At 51.4% G+C, this 19,693-nt stretch carries 17 protein-coding genes and 5 pseudogenes; 20 read left to right on the forward strand and 2 right to left on the reverse strand.

The features are described from left to right. Window positions 1–36 precede the first annotated feature (36 nt). Window positions 37–1,161, reverse strand: coding sequence for a hypothetical protein (locus tag P0G09_RS06655; protein ID WP_275252276.1), 1,125 nt, complete (start codon window positions 1,159–1,161; stop codon window positions 37–39). A gap of 16 nt (window positions 1,162–1,177) precedes the next feature. Between P0G09_RS06655 and P0G09_RS06660 the strand changes: the two are divergent. From P0G09_RS06660 to P0G09_RS06705, 10 genes and pseudogenes are all read left to right on the forward strand, one after another. Next, a pseudogene (locus P0G09_RS06660) lies at window positions 1,178–2,425 on the forward strand (type IV secretory system conjugative DNA transfer family protein); the annotation flags it as partial. A gap of 140 nt (window positions 2,426–2,565) precedes the next feature. Beyond that, a pseudogene (locus P0G09_RS06665) lies at window positions 2,566–2,694 on the forward strand (Maff2 family protein); the annotation flags it as partial. A gap of 657 nt (window positions 2,695–3,351) precedes the next feature. Next, window positions 3,352–5,271, forward strand: a complete 1,920-nt coding sequence (gene tet(W) / locus P0G09_RS06670) for a tetracycline resistance ribosomal protection protein Tet(W) (RefSeq protein ID WP_087325445.1) — start codon at window positions 3,352–3,354, stop codon at window positions 5,269–5,271. Further along, window positions 5,270–5,356: pseudogene (locus P0G09_RS06675) on the forward strand (helix-turn-helix domain-containing protein); the annotation flags it as partial. The gene tet(W) and the pseudogene P0G09_RS06675, both read left to right, overlap by 2 nt. Before the next feature lie 497 nt (window positions 5,357–5,853). Then, window positions 5,854–6,252 carry a plasmid mobilization relaxosome protein MobC gene (gene mobC, locus P0G09_RS06680; RefSeq protein WP_002596229.1) on the forward strand — a complete coding sequence of 133 codons (399 nt, stop codon included), beginning with the start codon at window positions 5,854–5,856 and terminating at the stop codon, window positions 6,250–6,252. After that, window positions 6,224–7,849, forward strand: a complete 1,626-nt coding sequence (locus tag P0G09_RS06685) for a relaxase/mobilization nuclease domain-containing protein (protein ID WP_002596230.1) — start codon at window positions 6,224–6,226, stop codon at window positions 7,847–7,849. The genes mobC and P0G09_RS06685 overlap by 29 nt, the downstream gene beginning before the upstream one ends. Beyond that, a complete protein-coding gene (locus tag P0G09_RS06690) occupies window positions 7,839–8,225 on the forward strand; it encodes a cysteine-rich VLP domain-containing protein (protein WP_002596231.1) in 387 nt (128 codons plus the stop codon). Before P0G09_RS06685 ends, P0G09_RS06690 begins: the two co-directional genes overlap by 11 nt. Before the next feature lie 72 nt (window positions 8,226–8,297). Next, the gene (locus P0G09_RS06695; RefSeq protein WP_006356266.1) at window positions 8,298–9,092 is read left to right on the forward strand and encodes a replication initiator protein A; all 795 of its coding nucleotides are present in this window, start codon (window positions 8,298–8,300) and stop codon (window positions 9,090–9,092) included. Next, window positions 9,089–9,931: an ATP-binding protein gene (locus tag P0G09_RS06700; protein WP_002596233.1), complete on the forward strand. Its 843-nt coding sequence runs from the start codon at window positions 9,089–9,091 to the stop codon at window positions 9,929–9,931. Before P0G09_RS06695 ends, P0G09_RS06700 begins: the two co-directional genes overlap by 4 nt. A gap of 14 nt (window positions 9,932–9,945) precedes the next feature. Further along, window positions 9,946–10,140 (forward strand): transposon-encoded TnpW family protein, encoded by a 195-nt coding sequence (locus P0G09_RS06705; protein ID WP_002596234.1) that lies wholly within the window; start codon window positions 9,946–9,948, stop codon window positions 10,138–10,140. Between the two features lie 64 nt (window positions 10,141–10,204). On the opposite strand, the gene P0G09_RS06710 is transcribed toward P0G09_RS06705, so the two are convergent. After that, the gene (locus P0G09_RS06710) at window positions 10,205–10,405 is read right to left on the reverse strand and encodes a hypothetical protein (protein WP_002596235.1); all 201 of its coding nucleotides are present in this window, start codon (window positions 10,403–10,405) and stop codon (window positions 10,205–10,207) included. A gap of 225 nt (window positions 10,406–10,630) precedes the next feature. On the opposite strand from P0G09_RS06710, the gene P0G09_RS06715 reads away from it, so the two are divergent. From P0G09_RS06715 to P0G09_RS06760, 10 genes and pseudogenes are all read left to right on the forward strand, one after another. After that, on the forward strand, window positions 10,631–12,247 hold the full coding sequence (locus P0G09_RS06715) for a recombinase family protein (protein ID WP_002596236.1): 1,617 nt from the start codon (window positions 10,631–10,633) through the stop codon (window positions 12,245–12,247). A gap of 87 nt (window positions 12,248–12,334) precedes the next feature. Next, window positions 12,335–12,430: pseudogene (locus P0G09_RS06720) on the forward strand (Maff2 family protein); the annotation flags it as partial. A 218-nt stretch (window positions 12,431–12,648) separates the two neighbouring features. Next, on the forward strand, window positions 12,649–13,515 hold the full coding sequence (locus tag P0G09_RS06725) for a CD0415/CD1112 family protein (RefSeq protein WP_275252277.1): 867 nt from the start codon (window positions 12,649–12,651) through the stop codon (window positions 13,513–13,515). A gap of 13 nt (window positions 13,516–13,528) precedes the next feature. After that, window positions 13,529–13,894: a PrgI family protein gene (locus P0G09_RS06730; RefSeq protein WP_342760522.1), complete on the forward strand. Its 366-nt coding sequence runs from the start codon at window positions 13,529–13,531 to the stop codon at window positions 13,892–13,894. After that, on the forward strand, window positions 13,866–16,238 hold the full coding sequence (locus P0G09_RS06735) for a DUF87 domain-containing protein (protein ID WP_118554117.1): 2,373 nt from the start codon (window positions 13,866–13,868) through the stop codon (window positions 16,236–16,238). The genes P0G09_RS06730 and P0G09_RS06735 overlap by 29 nt, the downstream gene beginning before the upstream one ends. Continuing rightward, window positions 16,235–17,980, forward strand: coding sequence for a C40 family peptidase (locus P0G09_RS06740; RefSeq protein WP_275252278.1), 1,746 nt, complete (start codon window positions 16,235–16,237; stop codon window positions 17,978–17,980). Before P0G09_RS06735 ends, P0G09_RS06740 begins: the two co-directional genes overlap by 4 nt. A gap of 15 nt (window positions 17,981–17,995) precedes the next feature. Continuing rightward, window positions 17,996–18,265 (forward strand): DUF4315 family protein, encoded by a 270-nt coding sequence (locus P0G09_RS06745; protein WP_120081580.1) that lies wholly within the window; start codon window positions 17,996–17,998, stop codon window positions 18,263–18,265. Next, window positions 18,252–18,992: a DUF4366 domain-containing protein gene (locus P0G09_RS06750; protein ID WP_275252279.1), complete on the forward strand. Its 741-nt coding sequence runs from the start codon at window positions 18,252–18,254 to the stop codon at window positions 18,990–18,992. Before P0G09_RS06745 ends, P0G09_RS06750 begins: the two co-directional genes overlap by 14 nt. Before the next feature lie 60 nt (window positions 18,993–19,052). Continuing rightward, window positions 19,053–19,379 (forward strand): annotated as a pseudogene (locus tag P0G09_RS06755) (toprim domain-containing protein); the annotation flags it as partial. Between the two features lie 78 nt (window positions 19,380–19,457). Beyond that, the gene (locus tag P0G09_RS06760; RefSeq protein WP_242699359.1) at window positions 19,458–19,586 is read left to right on the forward strand and encodes a DUF6061 family protein; all 129 of its coding nucleotides are present in this window, start codon (window positions 19,458–19,460) and stop codon (window positions 19,584–19,586) included. The last annotated feature ends 107 nt before the right edge of the window (window positions 19,587–19,693 follow it).

Here is a 19,693-nt window from a genome sequence, read left to right on the forward strand (position 1 = left end):
GGCCTCCTAAATTCAGACATGCTCTATTCTCACAGATCATAATAGCGCTCCGCCAAAGTCCTGAATTACGAGATCACTGTCACGACCGGAAATCGACTTTCCAGTCGCTTTTTCAATCTCATTCAAAATAGCAGTTGCGCGCTTGATGAAGAAATCATCAAACCGGTCTGCGCGGATATCACTCGTATCGATCAAATGTGTCTTAAGATAGCCATCCAGTATATCTGGTTCGACTTGGCCTTTCTTTTCAATCTTGGTCAGATATTGGCTTGGTGCTACTCCGCCAATTTCACGGTTTGTAGAATATGTAATAGGTGTCTTATTCACAACAGAATTCCATTTTGCACGCGGCAGACCTTTTTTCTCACAATAATCTCGTGGAAATATATGGTGAATATCTATGCTCTCTGCTTTATAAACCGTAAAGTCCATTTCACGACCGCTGATAAAATCTTTGCACTGATTCTTCAAGATCCGTGCCATAATACCTTTATAGGCGGCACTCAATCTTGATTGCAAGGATAGCAAGCGCACCGGGTTAAAATAAAACTCCTGAACCGTTTTAGGCGTTTTGCTGGCGTCATCCAACCACGCCATTACCCCCACCACATCGTACACATAGCGTGTTTCATTTGCGCTTCCATACATTTCGCCAAAGACACCGCACCAATACCATTGCTTTATTTTATCTTTTACGCTCGTTGTTTTGATGCGGTTATGGTCTGCCAGCAACGTGCAAAGAACTGCAAGCGGAATCAACTGCGTCGTATATGGCAGGTCTTTACTAGAAAAGATCCGTTCTTCCTGTAATATTTTTTCCGCTTCCACAAATCCTTCCGTCAAATCATCTGCATACTGCTGGTATTCCGCCAGCGTCAGATTCAGCACATCTTTCTTTTTGCAACTCACGGTCCCGCCTTTTTTATACGAAGATAACAGAGTACAAGCCGTCAGGAAATCCGTTGCAGAGGTCACCGAAAGAATGTCGTCACTGAAATATTTTTTCTGTCTTTCTTCCCAATCCTTGCGTAGTTCAAAATTATCCATTGCAAAAATGGCAGTAACCAGCTCAAATACAGTAAGCGACACCCCACCTGTATTGACATTTTCGAAGACCTGACAAACCGCCTCCTTGGGGGTATCCTTGTCCAATGTAATCACTGGAATCGTATACTGCCCCAAAGGAACGATAGTTCTCGAATGTGGGCAGGCCATGTTGAAGAATGGCTACAAGGTAAAAATCCTGAACACTATCAACTTCAAAAAGTCGATGCACTATAATCCGTTCAGTTATGTTCACAGTGAAAAGGACATTCTGAAACTGGTCACTACCCTGATGACCAACACCAAGGGTGAGGGGTTTGGCGGCGATCCATTTTGGGAGAAAAGTGAACGTCTTTTGCTTACCGCTCTTATCGCCTATCTGCATTATGAAGCCCCTGTCGAGGAACAGAATTTCGCTACGCTGCTGGAAATGCTCAATACCATGCAGGTGCTGGAGGACGATGAAGAATACCAAAATCCAGTTGATTTGCTCTTTGAGGATTTAGCCAAAAAGAAGCCGAACAGCTTTGCAGGACGGCAGTACAAGCTCTATAAATTAGCTGCCGGAAAGACCGCAAAATCCATCCTCATTTCCTGCGGTGCTAGGCTTGCCCCATTCGACATTCAAGAATTGCGCGATTTAACGATGTATGATGAGCTACAACTGGATACGCTGGGCGATAAGAAAACAGCTCTGTTCCTCATCATGTCGGATACGGACAGCACCTTTAATTTCCTGATTTCGATGGTCTACACCCAGCTTTTTAACCTCTTGTGCGACAAAGCGGATGATGTGTACGGTGGCAAGCTGCCTATTCATGTGCGCTGTCTGATTGACGAGTGCGCCAACATCGGGCAGATTCCAAATCTGGAAAAGCTGGTGGCAACCATCCGTAGCCGTGAGATTTCGGCTTGCCTTGTTTTGCAGGCGAAAAGCCAGTTAAAGGCCATCTACAAAGACAATGCCGACACCATCATCGGCAATATGGACAGTCAGATTTTTCTCGGCGGTTCGGAACCCGGCACACTGAAAGACTTGTCTGAAATGCTGGGCAAGGAAACGATTGATGCGTTCAATACCTCGGACACGCGCGGCAACAGCCCAAGCTACGGAACAAATTACTCCAAGTTGGGTCACGAATTATTGAGCCGGGATGAGTTAGCTGTGATGGATGGCGGCAAGTGCATCCTGCAACTGCGCGGTGTGCGGCCTTTCCTCTCGGACAAGTACGATTTGACTCAGCACCCGAACTACAAGCTCACTTCTGATTTTGACGAAAAGAACCGATTCGATATTGAAAAATATCTGAACCGAAAAGCAAAAATCCACCCCGGTGATGAGTTCATCGTGGTGGACGCTGATTCGCTCCCGTCTGCCTGATTCGGTAGGCGGCTTTATTTTCACCCGGCCAGAGAGGTACACCAGCAAGTCAACTCCCACCGCAGCTTGCGGCTCAACTATTATGGCTTCAGGTGTGTACGGACGGTCTACAAGTTTTCAATTATAAAGGAGAAACGACTATGGAATTCTTTAACTCTGCTATCGAAGTTCTTCAGACTCTGGTTGTCGCTCTGGGTGCTGGCCTCGGCGTTTGGGGTGCCATCAACCTGCTGGAAGGTTATGGCAACGATAACCCCGGCAGCAATGCTCATGTACGGTAAGGAAGCAAGCAACCGAAAACAAGAGATAGACCGCCAGCACTACACTATTCCGAACCAAAGACCAAAAGATAAGCATTGTGGGAAAATCTAAACTTTTGGATTTTCCTACAATGCCGACTACGGCGGAATCCCTCCCACTCCTTATATATTTCTTTCTGTATACATTGAATTTGTATTTAGTAAAATGCAGACAACACCACGGATCGGCTTTTGGCTGGACAATTCCAACCAAACACCGCAGCAGACAGTAGAAACCATTCTGAACGTTAGGAAGCCGGTATGATTGTTACATATAAGGGGAAGAAAAATTTCTTTTAGATACTTGTTTTCCTAAAACTGATGTGATATAATAATTCAAGTCCAGAAAAGGAGTAAAAAATATGCGGCAAGGTATTCTTAAATAAAACTATAATCAAATAGTGGGAACAAAGGATTATGATAGTCCCTTTTGTAGGGGCTTAGTTTTTTGTACCCAATTTAAGAATACTTTTGCCTTATCAATTTTGACATATCCCCAAAAACAGCACTCACAAACAGGTGTATGCTGTATATGTGTATGTCCGCAAATTATCATCCCCAGTGGTAAAAGTATTTTACTGCTGGGGATTTTTATGCCCTTCGGGGCAGTAAAGGGAGGACAATCACATGAAAATAATCAATATTGGAATTCTTGCCCATGTAGACGCTGGAAAGACGACCTTGACGGAGAGCCTGCTATATGCCAGCGGAGCCATTTCAGAACCGGGGAGCGTCGAAAAAGGGACAACGAGGACGGACACCATGTTTTTGGAGCGGCAGCGTGGGATTACCATTCAAGCGGCAGTCACTTCCTTCCAGTGGCACAGATGTAAAGTCAACATTGTGGATACGCCCGGCCACATGGATTTTTTGGCGGAGGTGTACCGCTCTTTGGCTGTTTTAGATGGGGCCATCTTGGTGATCTCCGCTAAAGATGGCGTGCAGGCCCAGACCCGTATTCTGTTCCATGCCCTGCGGAAAATGAACATTCCCACCGTTATCTTTATCAACAAGATCGACCAGGCTGGCGTTGATTTGCAGAGCGTGGTTCAGTCTGTTCGGGATAAGCTCTCCGCCGATATTATCATCAAGCAGACGGTGTCGCTGTCCCCGGAAATAGTCCTGGAGGAAAATACCGACATAGAAGCATGGGATGCGGTCATCGAAAATAACGATAAATTATTGGAAAAGTATATCGCAGGAGAACCAATCAGCCGGGAAAAACTTGTGCGGGAGGAACAGCGGCGGGTTCAAGACGCCTCCCTGTTCCCGGTCTATTATGGCAGCGCCAAAAAGGGCCTTGGCATTCAACCGTTGATGGATGCGGTGACAGGGCTGTTCCAACCGATTGGGGAACAGGGGAGCGCCGCCCTATGCGGCAGCGTTTTCAAGGTGGAGTATACAGATTGCGGCCAGCGGCGTGTCTATCTACGGCTATACAGCGGAACGCTGCGCCTGCGGGATACGGTGGCCCTGGCCGGGAGAGAAAAGCTGAAAATCACAGAGATGCGTATTCCATCCAAAGGGGAAATTGTTCGGACAGACACCGCTTATCCGGGTGAAATTGTTATCCTTCCCAGCGACAGCGTGAGGTTAAACGATGTATTAGGGGACCAAACCCGGCTCCCTCGTAAAAGGTGGCGCGAGGACCCCCTCCCCATGCTGCGGACGACGATTGCGCCGAAAACGGCAGCGCAAAGAGAACGGCTGCTGGACGCTCTTACGCAACTTGCGGATACTGACCCGCTTTTGCGTTGCGAAGTGGATTCCATCACCCATGAGATCATTCTTTCTTTTTTGGGCCGGGTGCAGTTGGAGGTTGTTTCCGCTTTGCTGTCGGAAAAATACAAGCTTGAAACAGTGGTAAAGGAACCCTCCGTCATTTATATGGAGCGGCCGCTCAAAGCAGCCAGCCACACCATCCATATCGAGGTGCCGCCCAACCCGTTTTGGGCATCCATAGGACTGTCTGTTACACCACTCTCGCTTGGCTCCGGTGTACAATACGAGAGCCGGGTTTCGCTGGGATACTTGAACCAGAGTTTTCAAAACGCTGTCAGGGATGGTATCCGTTACGGGCTGGAGCAGGGCTTGTTCGGCTGGAACGTAACGGACTGTAAGATTTGCTTTGAATACGGGCTTTATTACAGTCCGGTCAGCACGCCGGCGGACTTCCGCTCATTGGCCCCGATTGTATTGGAACAGGCATTGAAGGAATCGGGGACGCAGCTGCTGGAACCTTATCTCTCCTTCATCCTCTATGCGCCCCAGGAATACCTTTCCAGGGCTTATCATGATGCACCGAAATACTGTGCCACCATCGAAACGGCCCAGGTAAAAAAGGATGAAGTTGTCTTTACTGGCGAGATTCCCGCCCGCTGTATACAGGCATACCGTACTGATCTGGCCTTTTACACCAACGGGCGGAGCGTATGCCTTACAGAGCTGAAAGGATATCAGGCCGCTGTCGGTCAGCCGGTCATCCAGCCCCGCCGTCCAAACAGCCGCCTGGACAAGGTGCGCCATATGTTTCAGAAGGTAATGTAACGCCGAGGTGGAGGACTATGTAAAGCAGCGGTTAATTGACTGTCAATTCAAGTTCCGGCTTGACGAACCACCGGACAAGTCATAAAAACTGAATACCAGCCGCCACCGACGCGGCCAGCGAAAGCAGTAAGTCTTGAAAAAGATTTACTGCTTTTTTTGTTGTCCGGCTCCGCTCCCGGCCATTTTGCCCCCTGCCGGTTGTAGTAGTAAGCGAGGAGGGAATTTTTCTGCCCTGGTGTTTGGCATTTGGAGCATTTACCCGTAGTAGAGGGCAAAGAGAAAGGATTTCTCCAACACCGGGTAGAAACCACTGCGTCCGGTGTCATTTTAGCGAAAGCGGGCAGGAATGCCCTTTACAGGATTAGTAGTAGCAGAAAAAGAGAAACAAACTTTTGTGGTTGCAGTTTTCCAAAAAAGTGGCGGACGGAAGTGAGAGAAAGTTTGCAGTCACGGAGAGCAAGTTTCTACCACGGTGCCAAAATCCGCAATTCTGCAGTTTTGCCCCTCGCGGGAAACTTGTTGGGGAGTGCCTTCCCCAAACCCTGCTCATGCGCCCTTACGGGCGAGAAAGGAGGTCACACCATGCGAAAGAAATACAACACGCCCCACCGCAGCCGCGTTGTGAAAACCCGGCTGTCCGAAGATGAGTATGCCGACTTCACAGCGCGGCTTGCGCCCTATGGTATCAGCCAGTCCGAATTTCTCCGGCAGGCGATACGGCGGGCGACCATACGCCCGGTTGTCCATGTGTCGTCGGTCAATGACGAGTTGCTTTCCGCTGTCGGGAAGCTGACAGCCGAGTACGGCAGGATCGGCGGCAACCTCAATCAGATTGCCCGGTATCTGAACGAATACGGCGTACCCTACAACACCCTTTCCGGCGAGGTACGCGCCGCCATATCCGACCTTGCCGTCCTCAAGTATGAAGTCCTCAAGAAAGTAGGTGACGCGGTTGGCAACACTCAAGCATATCAACTCTAAAAACGCCGACTACGGAGCCGCCGAGCAATATCTTCTCTTTGAGCATGACGAGTTTACCATGAAGCCCGTCCTTGATGAAACCGGCAGGCTTATCCCCCGCGAGGACTACCGGCTGTCCACGCTGAACTGCGACGGGGAGGATTTTGCCGTTGCGTGTATGCGGGCCAATCTCCGCTATCAGAAAAACCAGCGGCGGGAAGATGTGAAAAGCCACCACTACATCATCAGCTTTGACCCGCGGGACGGGCCGGACAACGGCCTGACCGTAGACCGGGCGCAGGCGTTGGGGGAACAATTCTGTAAAGAGCATTTTCCCGGCCACCAGGCCCTTGTCTGCACCCACCCGGACGGGCATAACCACAGCGGCAACATTCATGTGCATATCGTCATAAACAGCCTGCGGATTGAGGAAGTGCCGTTCCTGCCCTACATGGACAGGCCGGCCGATACGAAAGTCGGCTGCAAGCACCGATGTACCGACGCTGCCCTGCGCTACTTCAAATCCGAAGTCATGGAGATGTGCCACCGGGAGGGGCTTTATCAAATCGACCTCTTGAACGGCAGCAAGAACCGCGTCACCGACCGGGAGTATTGGGCGCAGAAAAAGGGACAGGCCGCGCTGGACAAGCAGAACGCCCCCATGATTGCCGATAGTATCACGCCCCGGCAGACCAAGTTTGAAACGAACAAGGAGAAGCTGCGGCAGACCCTACGGAAAGCCCTTGCCACCGCCGCCAGCTTTGACGAGTTTTCCTCTCTGTTGCTGCAGGAGGGTGTGACCGTCAAGGAGAGCCGGGGGCGGCTTTCCTACCTCACGCCGGACAGGACAAAGCCAATTACCGCCCGGAAGCTGGGCGACGATTTTGACCGCGCCGCTGTCTTTGCCGTTTTAGAGCAAAACGCCGCCAGAGCAGCCGAAGCGCCAGCCAGATCCCCCGATCCCCCACGCACCATAAAAGACCGCTTGCAGGTTGCCAGAGCCGAGATAGCCGCCCCGAAACAGGACGGAGTGCAGCGGCTTGTGGACATTGAGCAGAAAATGGCCGAGGGCAAAGGCCGGGGCTATGAACGCTGGGCGAAGATACACAATCTGAAGCAGGCCGCCAAAACGCTGTCCGTCTACCAGCAATACGGCTTTACTTCCCCGGAGCAGTTAGAAGCCGCCGTTGACACCGCCTATCAGAAAATGCGCCAGACCAGCGGCGAACTGAAAGCACTGGAAACGAAGCTGCAAGGGAAAAAGAAGTTGCAGCGGCAGGTGTTGGCCTACGCCCAGACCAAGGCCGCCCGCGACGGGCTGCGGGCACAGAAATCCGAGAAAGCCCGCGCCGCATACCGGCAGGCCCATGAGAGCGATTTTATCATAGCCGACGCAGCAGCCCGGTATTTCAAGGCGCATGGCATTACCAAGCTGCCCGCCCGGAAAGCGTTGCAGGCCGAGATCGAGCAGCTTATCTCCGAGAAAGACGGCCTGTATAACACCTATCACGAACAGAAACAGCGGTTCAAGGAGTTGCAGACCGTCAAGCGGAACATCGACCAGATTTTGCGCCGGGACGAGCCGCACCGCAGAAAGGAGCAGAGCCATGAGCGATAACCTGCCCCACATGGACTACCGCCAGCACCGGCGGGCGCGGCGGCTGGTACATGAGTGCTGTAACTACGATGAGGGGAACTGCCTGCTATTGGACGACGGGGAGCCTTGCGTGTGCGTCCAGAGCATTTCCTTTTCCCTCATGTGCCACTGGTTCCGTGTGGCTGTCCTGCCCCTTGACGGGGAGCTGGCCGCAGCCCTCTTGTGCCGGGGAAGCCGGAAACGGTGTGCCGTCTGCGGGGCGGCCTTTGTCCCCAAATCCAACCGGGGAAAATACTGCCCCGACTGCGCCGGGCGCATGAAGAAAATCAAAGCCGCCGAGAGAAAGCGGAAACAAAGGCAGAGATGTCACGCTTTAGAGCCTTTCAAACCCGCATAAATCAAGGCTTTTTTCGTGGGTGTCAAAGGGTACGCGATACATTTATCCTTTTCCCCCGGAAACGGCGTTTTAATGCGTGACAATACGCCAAAATCAACCCGAACACAGGGAGGTGATCCTATCGCTGATTATATCAGGGCAGACACGCGGCTGCCCGCCTATCTGCCGTATCCCCGTTTCCTGCTGAAAATGGAGATTTCACAGACCGCCAAGCTGCTGTATTCGCTGCTGTTAGACCGTTCCACCCTCTCCCAGAAAAACAAGTGGCTGGACGACGAGGGCAGGATTTATATTATCTATCCCATCGCGGAGATAGCAGAAATACTGGATAAAGGCAGCACCACCATCAAGGGGGCGCTTAATGAACTGGACACGGCGGGGCTGTTGGAACGGGAACGGGGCGGCTTCTCCGCACCGAACCGGCTTTATGTCAAAGTACCGCCAGTGCCACAGGTACAGTTTTCAGACCAACTGATGGCCGGAAGTCCGCCCCTCATAGAGCCGGAAAACCGTCCTACTGATGGTCAGAAAACCGACCTTATGATGGTCGGAAAACCGTCCCCTAACCAAACTACTATAAACAACCTTACAGAGAGCCAAACAAAGGGAGTGAGTGGGGGGCCGTCCGCGCCCTATGGCCGATATGGAAATATTTTTCTGTCACAGACCGAATACGACGAGTTGCAGGCAGAGTACCCTGACAGGCTGGAACGGTTCATCGAGGAAATGAGCCGCTACCTTGCCGCCAACGGGAAAAGCTACCAGAACTATGCCGCCGCCCTGCGGATATGGGCGGGGAACGACAAAAAGGAAGCCCCTAAAAAGGGCATACCAGACTACTCATGCAAGGAGGGCGAGAGTTTATGAAGAATGAAATCAACGCGGTTTTGGAGAATATGACGACCACCATCCCGGAGCCGGAGGACTACACCGGCGAGGACGGTTTACTGTACTGCGGCAAGTGCCGCAAGCCGAAAGAAGCCTATTTTGCGCCGGATAAGGCCGCTATCTTCGGGCGCGACCGCCACCCGGCAGAGTGCGACTGCCAGAGAACCGCCCGCGAGGAACGGGAAGCCGCCGAAAAGCGGCGCAGACACCTTGACACCGTGGAAGAACTGAAACGCCGGGGCTTTACCGACCCCACCATGCGGGACTGGACTTTCGAGAACGACAACGGCAGGAACCCGCAGACCGGGCTTGCCCGCCGGTATGTGGAGCATTGGGAAGATATGCGGACAGACAATATCGGCTGCCTGTTCTGGGGCGGCGTAGGCACCGGCAAAAGCTACCTTGCAGGCTGTATCGCAAACGCCCTCATGGAGAAAGAAATCCCCGTCCGCATGACGAACTTTGCTCTTATCCTCAATGACCTTGCCGCCAGCTTTGAGGGGCGCAACGAGTACATTTCCCGCCTTTGTCGTTATCCGCTGCTGATCCTTGACGACTTCGGCATGGAACGCGGGACGGAATACGGGCTGGAACAGGTGTTCAATGTGATTGACAGCCGTTACCGCAGCGGCAAGCCGCTGATCGTCACGACCAACCTTACGCTGGACGACCTGCACAACCCGGAGGACACCGCCCATTCCCGGATTTATGACCGCCTGCTTTCCATGTGCGTCCCGGTACGCTTTACCGGCGACAACTTCCGGCAGGAAACCGCCAAGCGGAAAATGGAGAGCATGAAGAAACTGATTACCGACTGAAAGGAGTATTGCCTATGGCAGATAACAAGCAGCACGACACCCGCACCACCCGCCGCCCTGACTGTGTGACGGAAATCCGCATGGGCAATTCCGTCCTTGTCGTGTCCGGCTATTTCAAGAAAGACACCACAACCACAGCCGCCGACAAAATGGCGCGGGTACTGGAAGCGGAAGCCGCTGCTACACAGGAGCCGACTTATCCGGCGTGAACCGGGGCATGGAAAAGCGGCCATGCCAGGGAGCATGACCGCTGGAACGAAAATCGGAAGTGCTTTAGCAATTCTTAATCTCATTCTCTATAAAATAATTTGCAATTTCAAAGGCTTTTATTCTTCTCTTTGCCAATGTGATTTGTGATTTATAACGCTCGGAATTATCCTTTGATTCAAATGTTTTTACTGTTTCTCTTAGCTTGTGCAGAGTTGAATCAATTTGCCTTTTGGCCGCGGTTAATTCATCTATTGTATACTTCATGTTTTCTCCTTTAACTTCTGATTTTTTTGTTAAATCAGAGTATACCACGGAGTTATGAACTTTTCTACTGCAAATATGGGACGACAACCCATACCATAAAAATCGGAAAATTGAAAAGCTGTAAAGAAGCAAATTTAACGCTTTTGCCGCTGTACAGCCCCCGCCGTTCCGTGGTACAATGAAACCACGGAATAGTGGGGCTGGCTGTCGGAAACGGAGGATTTTATGTTAAGACAAGCCACCCAAAACCTCATTACCGCCCTTTATCCGAGATTGTCCCACGAGGATGAATTGCAAGGCGAGAGTAATTCCATATCGAACCAAAAAAGGATACTCGAAACCTACGCAAAACAGAACGGCTTTACCAATCTGCGCTGGTACACCGACGACGGTTTTTCCGGCGCGAACTTCCAGCGGCCCGGATTTCAAGCCATGCTTGCGGACATTGAAGCCGGGAAAGTGGGTACGGTCATCGTCAAGGACATGAGCCGGTTAGGGCGAAACTACTTGCAGGTAGGGTTTTACACGGAAATGCTGTTCCCTCAAAAGGGTGTGCGTTTTATCGCTGTCAACGATAATGTGGACAGTGCCAGCGAGGGCATGGACAACGATTTTACCCCGCTGCGAAATCTGTTCAATGAATGGCTGGTGAGAGATACGAGCAAGAAAATCAAGGCAGTGAAAAAGTCAAAAGGCATGAGCGGCAAGCCTGTTACCAGCAAGCCGGTTTACGGCTATGTGATGGACGAGGACGAGAATTTTATTATAGACGAGGAAGCCGCCCCGGTGGTGCAGCAGATTTACCAGCTTTGCCTTGCCGGGAACGGCCCGACCAAGATTGCCCGTATGCTGACGGAGCAGCAAATCCCCACGCCGGGGACGCTGGAATATCAGCGGACAGGCAGCACCCGCCGTTATCACCCAGGCTATGAGTGCAAATGGGCGACCAACACCGTCGTTCATATCCTCGAAAACCGAGAGTACACCGGATGTCTGGTGAACTTCAAAACGGAAAAGCCTTCTTATAAGGTCAAGCACAGCATAGAGAACCCCGTCGAGAAGCAGGCCATTTTCGAGAACCACCATGAGCCGATCATCGACAAGGAAACATGGGAACGGGTGCAGGAGTTACGCAAACAGCGCAAACGCCCGAACCGCTACGATGAAGTGGGGCTGTTCTCCGGGATTTTGTTCTGCGCCGACTGCGGCCATGTGCTGTATCAGCAGCGGTATCAGAACAAAGACCGCAAACAGGACTGCTACATCTGCGGCAGCTACAAGAAGCGCACCCGCAACTGTACGGCGCACTTTATCCGCACCGATCTGTTGACCGCTGGTGTCCTGGCAAATCTCCGGCAAGTGACCGAATACGCAGCCAAGCATGAGAGCCGGTTTGTGAAACTACTTGTCCAGCAGAACGAGATCGGCGGCAAGCGAAAGACCGCCGCAGCCATCAAGCAGCTTGAACAGGCGCAGGAACGCATTTCTGAAATCAGCCGCATTATCAAGCGGCTGTATGAGGACAATGTAAACGGCAAAATCAGCGATGAGCGTTTCATGGAACTGTCGGCTGACTACGAAGCCGAGCAAGCGGAGCTGAAAAAGAGAGCCGCCGCCCTGCAAGCCGAACTGGACAAGTCACAGGCAGCTACCGTCAACGCCGAGAAATTTATGGGCATTGTCCGCAAGCACCTTGCCTTTGAAGAACTGACCCCCACTCTCTTGCGGGAAATGATCGAGAAAATTGTGGTGCATGAGTGCAGCTATGATGAGAACGGCACCCGCAGGCAGGACATTGAGATTTATTACAGCTTTGTCGGCAAGATTGACTTGCCCGAATAACCGCCCGACCTATCCGACACAATGGCCAAGTGTCGGATAGGAACGGCAAAATTTTTTGCACTTCTATTGCTTCTTTATCACACATAAGCAAAGAGTCAGGGTATGAAGCAGCTCATGGCTGGCGGCGGTGTCGCGCTGGTCGGCATTACCCTGATTCCTCTGCTGAGCGGCCTGTTCGGTTAAGAACAGCGGGCGGATTTATTCCGCCTGTACATACGCAATCGCTTCAATCCTCGCTGTGGATAACAGCCCCTATTATAATAGGAAGTGAATTGCTGCAAGACCATCCACCCATCAACGAAAGGCGGTGCTATTATGCAGCTTCTGACCCACATTATTTTTGTTCTGAACCTTCTCAAGACCCTTATCAACCACTTCACCTAAAGGACGGTGACTGCTGAATGGAAACCGTTCTCAAAGCCATAGCCGATTGGATAAAGGGTATCCTGACGGCTGGCATCATGTCAAACCTGTCCGGGCTGTTCGATGCCGTAAATGAGCAGGTCGGTGACATTGCGCAACAGGTCGGCACACGGCCATCGGCCTTTGAACCACGCATTTTTGCGATGATCGAATCGCTCTCCCGGAACGTGGTTCTGCCGATTGCGGGCATTATCCTCACATTTATCGCCTGTTACGAACTGATTGAAATGATAACCCAGCATAACAACATGGCGCAGTTTGAGCCAGCACTTATTATGCGCTGGATTTTCAAGACCGCTGTTTCAGTATGGTTCATCTCCAACACGTTCGATATTGTGATGGCAGTCTTTGACCTGACGCAGAAAGTCGTGTCCGATTCCAGCGGCATTATTGCGGGCAATACTCGCGTCAATGAAATCGGCCTGTCGATGCTGGAAGCCAGTCTGATGCAAATGGATGTCGGTCCACTCTTCGGGCTTTTTTTGCAGAGCTTCTTCATCGGCATCACCATGAGAATCCTCTCAATCGTGATTTTCGTCATTGTGTACGGACGCATGATTGAGATCTACTGTATGGTGAGCCTTGCGCCGATTCCCATGGCAACATGGGGCAACCATGAACAGAGCCACATGGGACAGAACTATCTGAAATGCTTGTTTGCGCTGGGATTTCAGGGCTTTCTCATCCTCATCTGCGTGGCCATCTATGCCGTGTTGATTCAGAATGTGGCGATTTCCGGCGATGCCATCAATTCGATCTGGGGCATTGTCGGCTACACCGTCCTGCTCTGTTTCAGTCTGTTCAAAACCAGCTCCGTGACGAAATCTGTTCTCGGAGCGCATTAAAGGGGGTGCTTTATTGGCTGCGTATATTTCTGTTCCTCGCGATTTGACCAAGGTGAAGTCAAAAGTGGCTTTCAACCTGACAAAGCGGCAGCTCATCTGCTTCGGAACGGCGGCACTGATTGGAGTGCCGCTTTTCTTTTTGCTCCGGGATTCCGGCGGCAACTCTGCCGCTACCCTTGGCATGATGGCAGTTATGCTCCCGGCTTTTTTTCTCGGTATGTACGAGAAAAATGGTCAGCCGCTGGAAAAGCTGCTGTCATATTATGTCCGGGCGCGATTCCTGCGTCCGAAAATCCGGCCTTATAAGACCGAAAATTACTATGCGATGCTCATGAAAGGAGGCATGAACCATGATTCCGTTTTGGAAAAAGACCGATAAAGGCGGCAAGAAAACGCCGCCGAAACCCGCTATTCCTCACACGGCACAGCAGTCCATTCCCATGCAGCGGATGTTTGAGGATGGAACCTGCCGGGTGAGGGCAAACTACTACACCCGGACGATTGCCTATCAGGATATTAACTATCAGCTGGCACAACAAGAGGACAAAAACGCGATTTTCGAGGAATGGTGTTCGTTCCTCAACTTCTTCGACAGCTCCATCAAGTTTGAGCTGTCCTTTGTGAACATGGCAACGGACAGTTCAGAATTCGAGAAAAGCATCCGCATTCCATTCCAGAAAGACGGTTTCGATGATGTGCGGGCTGAGTATTCGCTGATGCTGCGCCAGCAGCTTGCCAAGGGCAATAATGGTCTGACTAAGACCAAGTTCATCACCTTTGGCGTGGAGGGCGAGAGTATGCGTCAGGTGAAAACACGGCTCGACCATGTGCAGAACGATCTGCTCAACAACTTCCACCGTTTGGGTGTTCAGGCCAAGCCGCTGAATGGTACGGAACGGCTCAAGCTCATGCACGATATGTTCCACATGGACGGTGAATCGAAGTTCCGTTTTGAATGGAATGATCTCGTGAAAAGCGGCCTTTCGGTGAAAGATGCCATTGCACCGACTGCTTTCGCCTTCAAAAATTCCCGGACGTTCCAAATGGGCGGAATCTACTGTGCCGCCAGTTTTCTGAGCATCACGGCCTCCGACATCAGCGACCAGCTTCTGAAAGATTTTTTGGATATGGATTCCAGCCAGATTGTCACCATGCACATTCAGAGCGTTGACCAAAACCGCGCCATTAAAACGGTCAAGCGCACGATTACTGAACTTGATAGAAGCAAGATTGAGGAGCAGAAGAAAGCAATCCGCGCCGGGTATGATATTGACATCATTCCGTCCGATTTGGCGACCTATGGCCGTGATGCCAAAGCCCTGCTGAAAGAATTGCAGAGCCAGAACGAGCGAATGTTTTTGGTGACATTCCTCGTGCTGAACACCGGGCGTACCGAACAGGAACTGGAAAACAATGTCTTTCAGGCAAGCTCCATCGCACAGAAGCACAACTGCAATCTGTGCCGCTTGGATTACCAGCAGGAACAGGGGCTTATGTCCTCTCTGCCGCTGGCCGATAATCAGATTGAGATTCAGCGCGGCCTTACTACCAGCAGTACGGCCATTTTCATTCCATTCACCACACAGGAGCTTTACCAGTCCGGCAAAGAATCTCTGTACTACGGTTTGAATGCTCTCTCCAACAATTTGATTATGGTGGACAGAAAGAAGCTGAAAAATCCGAATGGACTTATCCTCGGTACTCCCGGCTCCGGCAAAAGTTTCTCGGCAAAGCGTGAAATCGCAAATGCCTTTCTGGTGACGGATGATGATATTATCATCAACGACCCCGAAGGCGAATATTCCCCACTGGTAAACCGACTGAAAGGACAGGTCATTAAAATCAGCCCCAACAGCACCCAGTTCATCAACCCGATGGACATTAACGCCAACTATTCGGAAGAAGATAATCCGCTGTCCCTGAAAGCGGACTTTATTCTTTCTCTGTGCGAACTGGTTGTCGGCGGCAAGGAAGGTCTGCTCCCGGTGGAAAAGACGGTCATTGACCGCTGTGTGCATCTGATTTATCGGAAATATTTTGCTGACCCCTGCCCGGAGAATATGCCGATTCTGGAGGACTTGTACAACGCCCTGCTCCAGCAGGACGAGAAAGAAGCTCATCATGTTGCTACCGCTCTGGAAATCTACGTCAAGGGCAGTCTGAATCTGTTCAACCACCGCACCAACGTGAACGTCAACAACAGAATCGTCTGTTATGACATTAAAGAACTGGGCAAGCAGATGAAGAAGCTCGGTATGCTCATCGTGCAGGATCAGGTCTGGGGACGTGTCACTGCCAATCGTAGTAGCGGAAAGTCCACCCGATATTATATGGACGAGATGCACCTCCTCTTAAAAGAGGAGCAGACTGCGGCCTATTCTGTGGAGATTTGGAAGCGGTTCAGAAAATGGGGCGGAGTGCCGACTGGATTAACGCAGAACGTCAAAGACCTGCTTTCTTCGCGTGAGGTCGAGAATATTTTCGAGAACAGCGACATGATCATCATGCTGAATCAGGCCGCTGGCGACCGTCAAATCCTCGCAAAGCAGCTCAACATCTCGCCCCATCAGCTTTCCTATGTGACGCACTCCGGTGAAGGTGAAGGACTGCTTTTCTTCGGCAATGTTATTCTCCCGTTCGTGGACAGATTCCCCACCGATTTGGAACTGTATCGCATCATGACCACGAAGTTGGGTGAGGTTTCGGAGGGCAAAAAGGAATGAGCAATCCGAAGCTGAACTTCAAAGAGGAAACGTCAGCCAAAAAGACACGCTCTCCCCCGAAGAAAGCGAGGGTCGAGCAGTCCACGCCCAAAAAGAAGAAGCTGAAACTCGATGCGGACAAGGCCGCAGAAAAAAACCAGCATTTGCGATTTGGCAAGGCAGAACTGACCCCGGACGAACTGAGCCGTTTGAGCAAAGCGCAAAAGCGCGAGATGTACGCTGCCAATGCTGCCCGGACTGCGGTGCATCGGGAAATCGACCAGTATGAGGAAGATAATGTCGGTGTGCAGGCGTTGAGCGAGGGTGAAAAGGCCGCTGGAAATGTCCGCGATATTTCCAAGAGCCGCTATGCCCGGAAACTGAAAAAGAAAGCCAAGGTGCAGGGCAAGAAAAACTCCAAAACCGCAAAATCTTCTGCGCAAGAACCAACTGCATCACAAAATGCAGGAGATTCCGGCATCGGTACCCGTGAGGGTGGTTCCAATTGGCTCTCCCGATGGCGGCAGAAACATGACATTCGACAGAGCTACTATGCCGCAGCCCGGTCTGGTGGCACAGCGGCACAGACCGTTGGAAGCAAAAAAGCTGTATCCGGCGGTGCATCTCCCGCACGGTCTGGTGTAGAACAAGTAGTGGACAAGGGAAAATCTGTGGTCGGTTCGGCAGTAAACAGCCTTATGACCGCCGCAAAGAGTAACGCGCACGTTCTTGTAATCGTGGGCGTTTTTGTTTTGCTCATCCTGATGGTGATGTCTGGCTTTTCCTCCTGCGGCATCCTCTTTTCGGGCAGTACCCAAGTATCCGGGCAGACGATTTATTCTGCCGAGGACAGGGACGTTCGCGGTGCAGAACAGGACTACAAGAAGCTGGAAAAGGAACTGGACAAAAAAATCAAGCGCACTCCGCAAGACCATCCGGGCTACAACGAGTACCAGTACCATCTTGATCCCATCGAGCATGACCCGTGGCAGCTCACTTCCTTTCTGACTACTCTGTATGACGATTATACCCGGTCGGAAGTGCAGGGCAAATTGAAGGAAATCTTCAAAAAGCAGTACAAGCTCACCACATGGGTAGAAGTGCAGATTCGGTACAAGACCGTATGGGTCATTAGTCCTGCGGGCATCCCGGTTCCTACACAGGTGCCGTATGAGTACAAGATTTTCCACACCAAACTGGAAAACAAGGGTCTGGAAGTTGTTATCCGGGAAGAGCTGACCGAAGATCAGTGGAAACGGTACGAGATTTTTCAGGACACACTGGGCGGTCGGCCTTACCTGTTCAACGGCGGTCTGCCGCCCGGTGGCTCGGATGGCTCCGGCGCACCCGGCATCGACTATCAGGTTCCTGCGGAGGCCCTGACTGACAGTGAATTTGCAGCCATCTATGAGGAAGCCAAGAAATACGTTGGCACTCCCTACGTTTGGGGCGGTAGTTCCCCCGAAACTGGCTTTGACTGTTCCGGCTACGTTTGCTGGGTCTACAACCAGAACGGCTATGATGTTGGGCGCACTACTGCCAACGGATTGTGGCAGAAGAGCCAGCATATTTCTGAAGCCGAAGCAAAGCCCGGTGACTTGGTTTTCTTCAAAGGAACGTATGATACGCCGGGGATGAGCCATTGCGGAATCTATCTCGGTAATGGCATGATGGTCAGTGCCGGAGACCCCATCAAATATGCTGACATCCACTCGTCCTACTGGCAACAGTATCTTGCCGGATTCGGACGGCTTTCAAAATGATTGGAGGGTTCTATTATGAGCGAAAAACTGGAAAAACTGCGGGCGATGCTCGAAAAAGAGAAAGAGCGGCGCATCAAGCTAAACAACCGCATTGAGATTCTGGAGCGGCGGATTCAGGAAGCCGAGGCCGCCGAGGTGAACGAAATGGTGCGCAGTGCAAAGGTCAGCCCGGAACAGCTTGCCGCCCTGCTGCGGCAGTCGGCCAACACCACCCCGAACCCGGCTGCGCTGGCCGCTGTGGGTGCAACTTTTGACAAGGAGGAAGATGTCAATGATGAAGATTAAGAAATTCGGCGCACTGCTGGTATCGGCGGTGCTGTGCATCGGCATGGCTGCTCCTGCTTTCGCCTATGAGGGCGATACCACCCCGGTGGAAGAACCTGTCCTGCCGGAAATCGTAGAGGAAGAAGATGCTGTCACCATTACGGATGAGGAAACGGGCGCACTGACCCCGGAGGGCAATCTGACACTGGTGGACGATTATCACACCAACTACTCCGATGGCAGCGGCCAGCAGTTTATTACGATGGTGAGCAAGTCGGGTGCGACATTCTACTTGGTCATTGACCGCAATGCCAAGGGGCAGCAGACCGTCCACTTTATGAACCTTGTGGACGAAGCGGATTTGCTGGCCTTGATGGAGGAAGAAGCAGCAGAAGCCTACAACGCTGAAAAAGAAGCGGCGAAGCAGGCGGAACTGGACAAGCTGAAAGCCGAGGAAGAAGCCAAGAAAGCCGCAGAAGAAGCTGCTGCATCCGATGCAGAACAGCCGAAAGAAAATAAAGTCACAAAGTATGCTGCGGCGTTTCTCGGTGTCGTGGCTCTGATTGCGCTAGTGGCGGGCGGCGGCTTTTATTTCTTCATCCAGCAGAAGCACAAGAAACAGGCAGAAAAAGAAGCTGCTGACCCTGATGCGGACTACACCGAGGACAACGGCAATTTCGAGATTCCCCCGGAAGATGATTCGAACGATGAGGATACTTCTGAGGAACAGGATGTAACACCCATCTGATTTTAAGGCGGCGATTGCCGCCTACATACCATAATTCAAACTAGATTGGAGGGATTTCTTATCGCAAAATTGATCGTGACCGAAAAACCGTCCGTTGCCATGTCTTACGCCAAGGTTTTGGGGGTGCAGGGGCGGCAGGATGGCTACCTTGAGGGCAGCGGCTATATCGTGAGTTGGTGTATCGGCCATCTGGTAGAACTGGCTCCGCCCAGCACCTACGATGAAAAGTACGTCAAATGGAATGTAGCCGATCTGCCTATCCTGCCGCAAAGGTGGCAGTACCTTGTGTCTGCCAGCACAAAAAAGCAGTTCGGAATCCTGAAAAAGCTCATGCACCGCGCCGATGTGGAGAGCATTATCTGCGCAACGGATGCAGGACAGTGCGGTTGGGTGACTTAAGAGAAAGGAAAAAGAGACCTCATCTCGTTGAAAATCAAATCCAAAATCATTTAAGGAGCAATTCAAATGAAACGAAATCAGTATTTCGACCATAATCACTCTCAAAAAGCGCTTTCCTACCGCTACAACATGGACACCAACCGGGTGGAAGCCCAATTTAATGATGGCACTATCGTCAATTTCGCATTATTGTAATAACAGATTGCTTCTTCCATGAATGGTAATATTATCATCAAACTTTTGGAAGAACTATAAATGTCCGAGGTGCCTTTGATTTCGACAAAAAAACAGGCTGAATTGTT

Source organism: Faecalibacterium sp. DFI.5.82, assembly GCF_029076575.1.
Lineage (GTDB): Bacteria > Bacillota > Clostridia > Oscillospirales > Ruminococcaceae > Faecalibacterium > Faecalibacterium duncaniae.

Excerpts from the sequence above, each read along its gene's own strand:
- P0G09_RS06710 (WP_002596235.1), bottom strand. The coding sequence starts at position 10,405 with ATGAAGTATACAATAGATGAATTAACCGCGGCCAAAAGGCAAATTGAT.
- P0G09_RS06700 (WP_002596233.1), top strand. The coding sequence starts at position 9,089 with ATGAAGAATGAAATCAACGCGGTTTTGGAGAATATGACGACCACCATC.
- P0G09_RS06725 (WP_275252277.1), top strand. The coding sequence starts at position 12,649 with ATGGAAACCGTTCTCAAAGCCATAGCCGATTGGATAAAGGGTATCCTG.
- P0G09_RS06735 (WP_118554117.1), top strand. The coding sequence starts at position 13,866 with ATGATTCCGTTTTGGAAAAAGACCGATAAAGGCGGCAAGAAAACGCCG.
- P0G09_RS06740 (WP_275252278.1), top strand. The coding sequence starts at position 16,235 with ATGAGCAATCCGAAGCTGAACTTCAAAGAGGAAACGTCAGCCAAAAAG.
- P0G09_RS06690 (WP_002596231.1), top strand. The coding sequence starts at position 7,839 with ATGAGCGATAACCTGCCCCACATGGACTACCGCCAGCACCGGCGGGCG.
- P0G09_RS06745 (WP_120081580.1), top strand. The coding sequence starts at position 17,996 with ATGAGCGAAAAACTGGAAAAACTGCGGGCGATGCTCGAAAAAGAGAAA.
- P0G09_RS06705 (WP_002596234.1), top strand. The coding sequence starts at position 9,946 with ATGGCAGATAACAAGCAGCACGACACCCGCACCACCCGCCGCCCTGAC.
- P0G09_RS06715 (WP_002596236.1), top strand. The coding sequence starts at position 10,631 with ATGTTAAGACAAGCCACCCAAAACCTCATTACCGCCCTTTATCCGAGA.
- mobC (WP_002596229.1), top strand. The coding sequence starts at position 5,854 with ATGCGAAAGAAATACAACACGCCCCACCGCAGCCGCGTTGTGAAAACC.
- P0G09_RS06760 (WP_242699359.1), top strand. The coding sequence starts at position 19,458 with ATGAAACGAAATCAGTATTTCGACCATAATCACTCTCAAAAAGCGCTT.
- P0G09_RS06750 (WP_275252279.1), top strand. The coding sequence starts at position 18,252 with ATGATGAAGATTAAGAAATTCGGCGCACTGCTGGTATCGGCGGTGCTG.
- P0G09_RS06695 (WP_006356266.1), top strand. The coding sequence starts at position 8,298 with ATGCGTGACAATACGCCAAAATCAACCCGAACACAGGGAGGTGATCCT.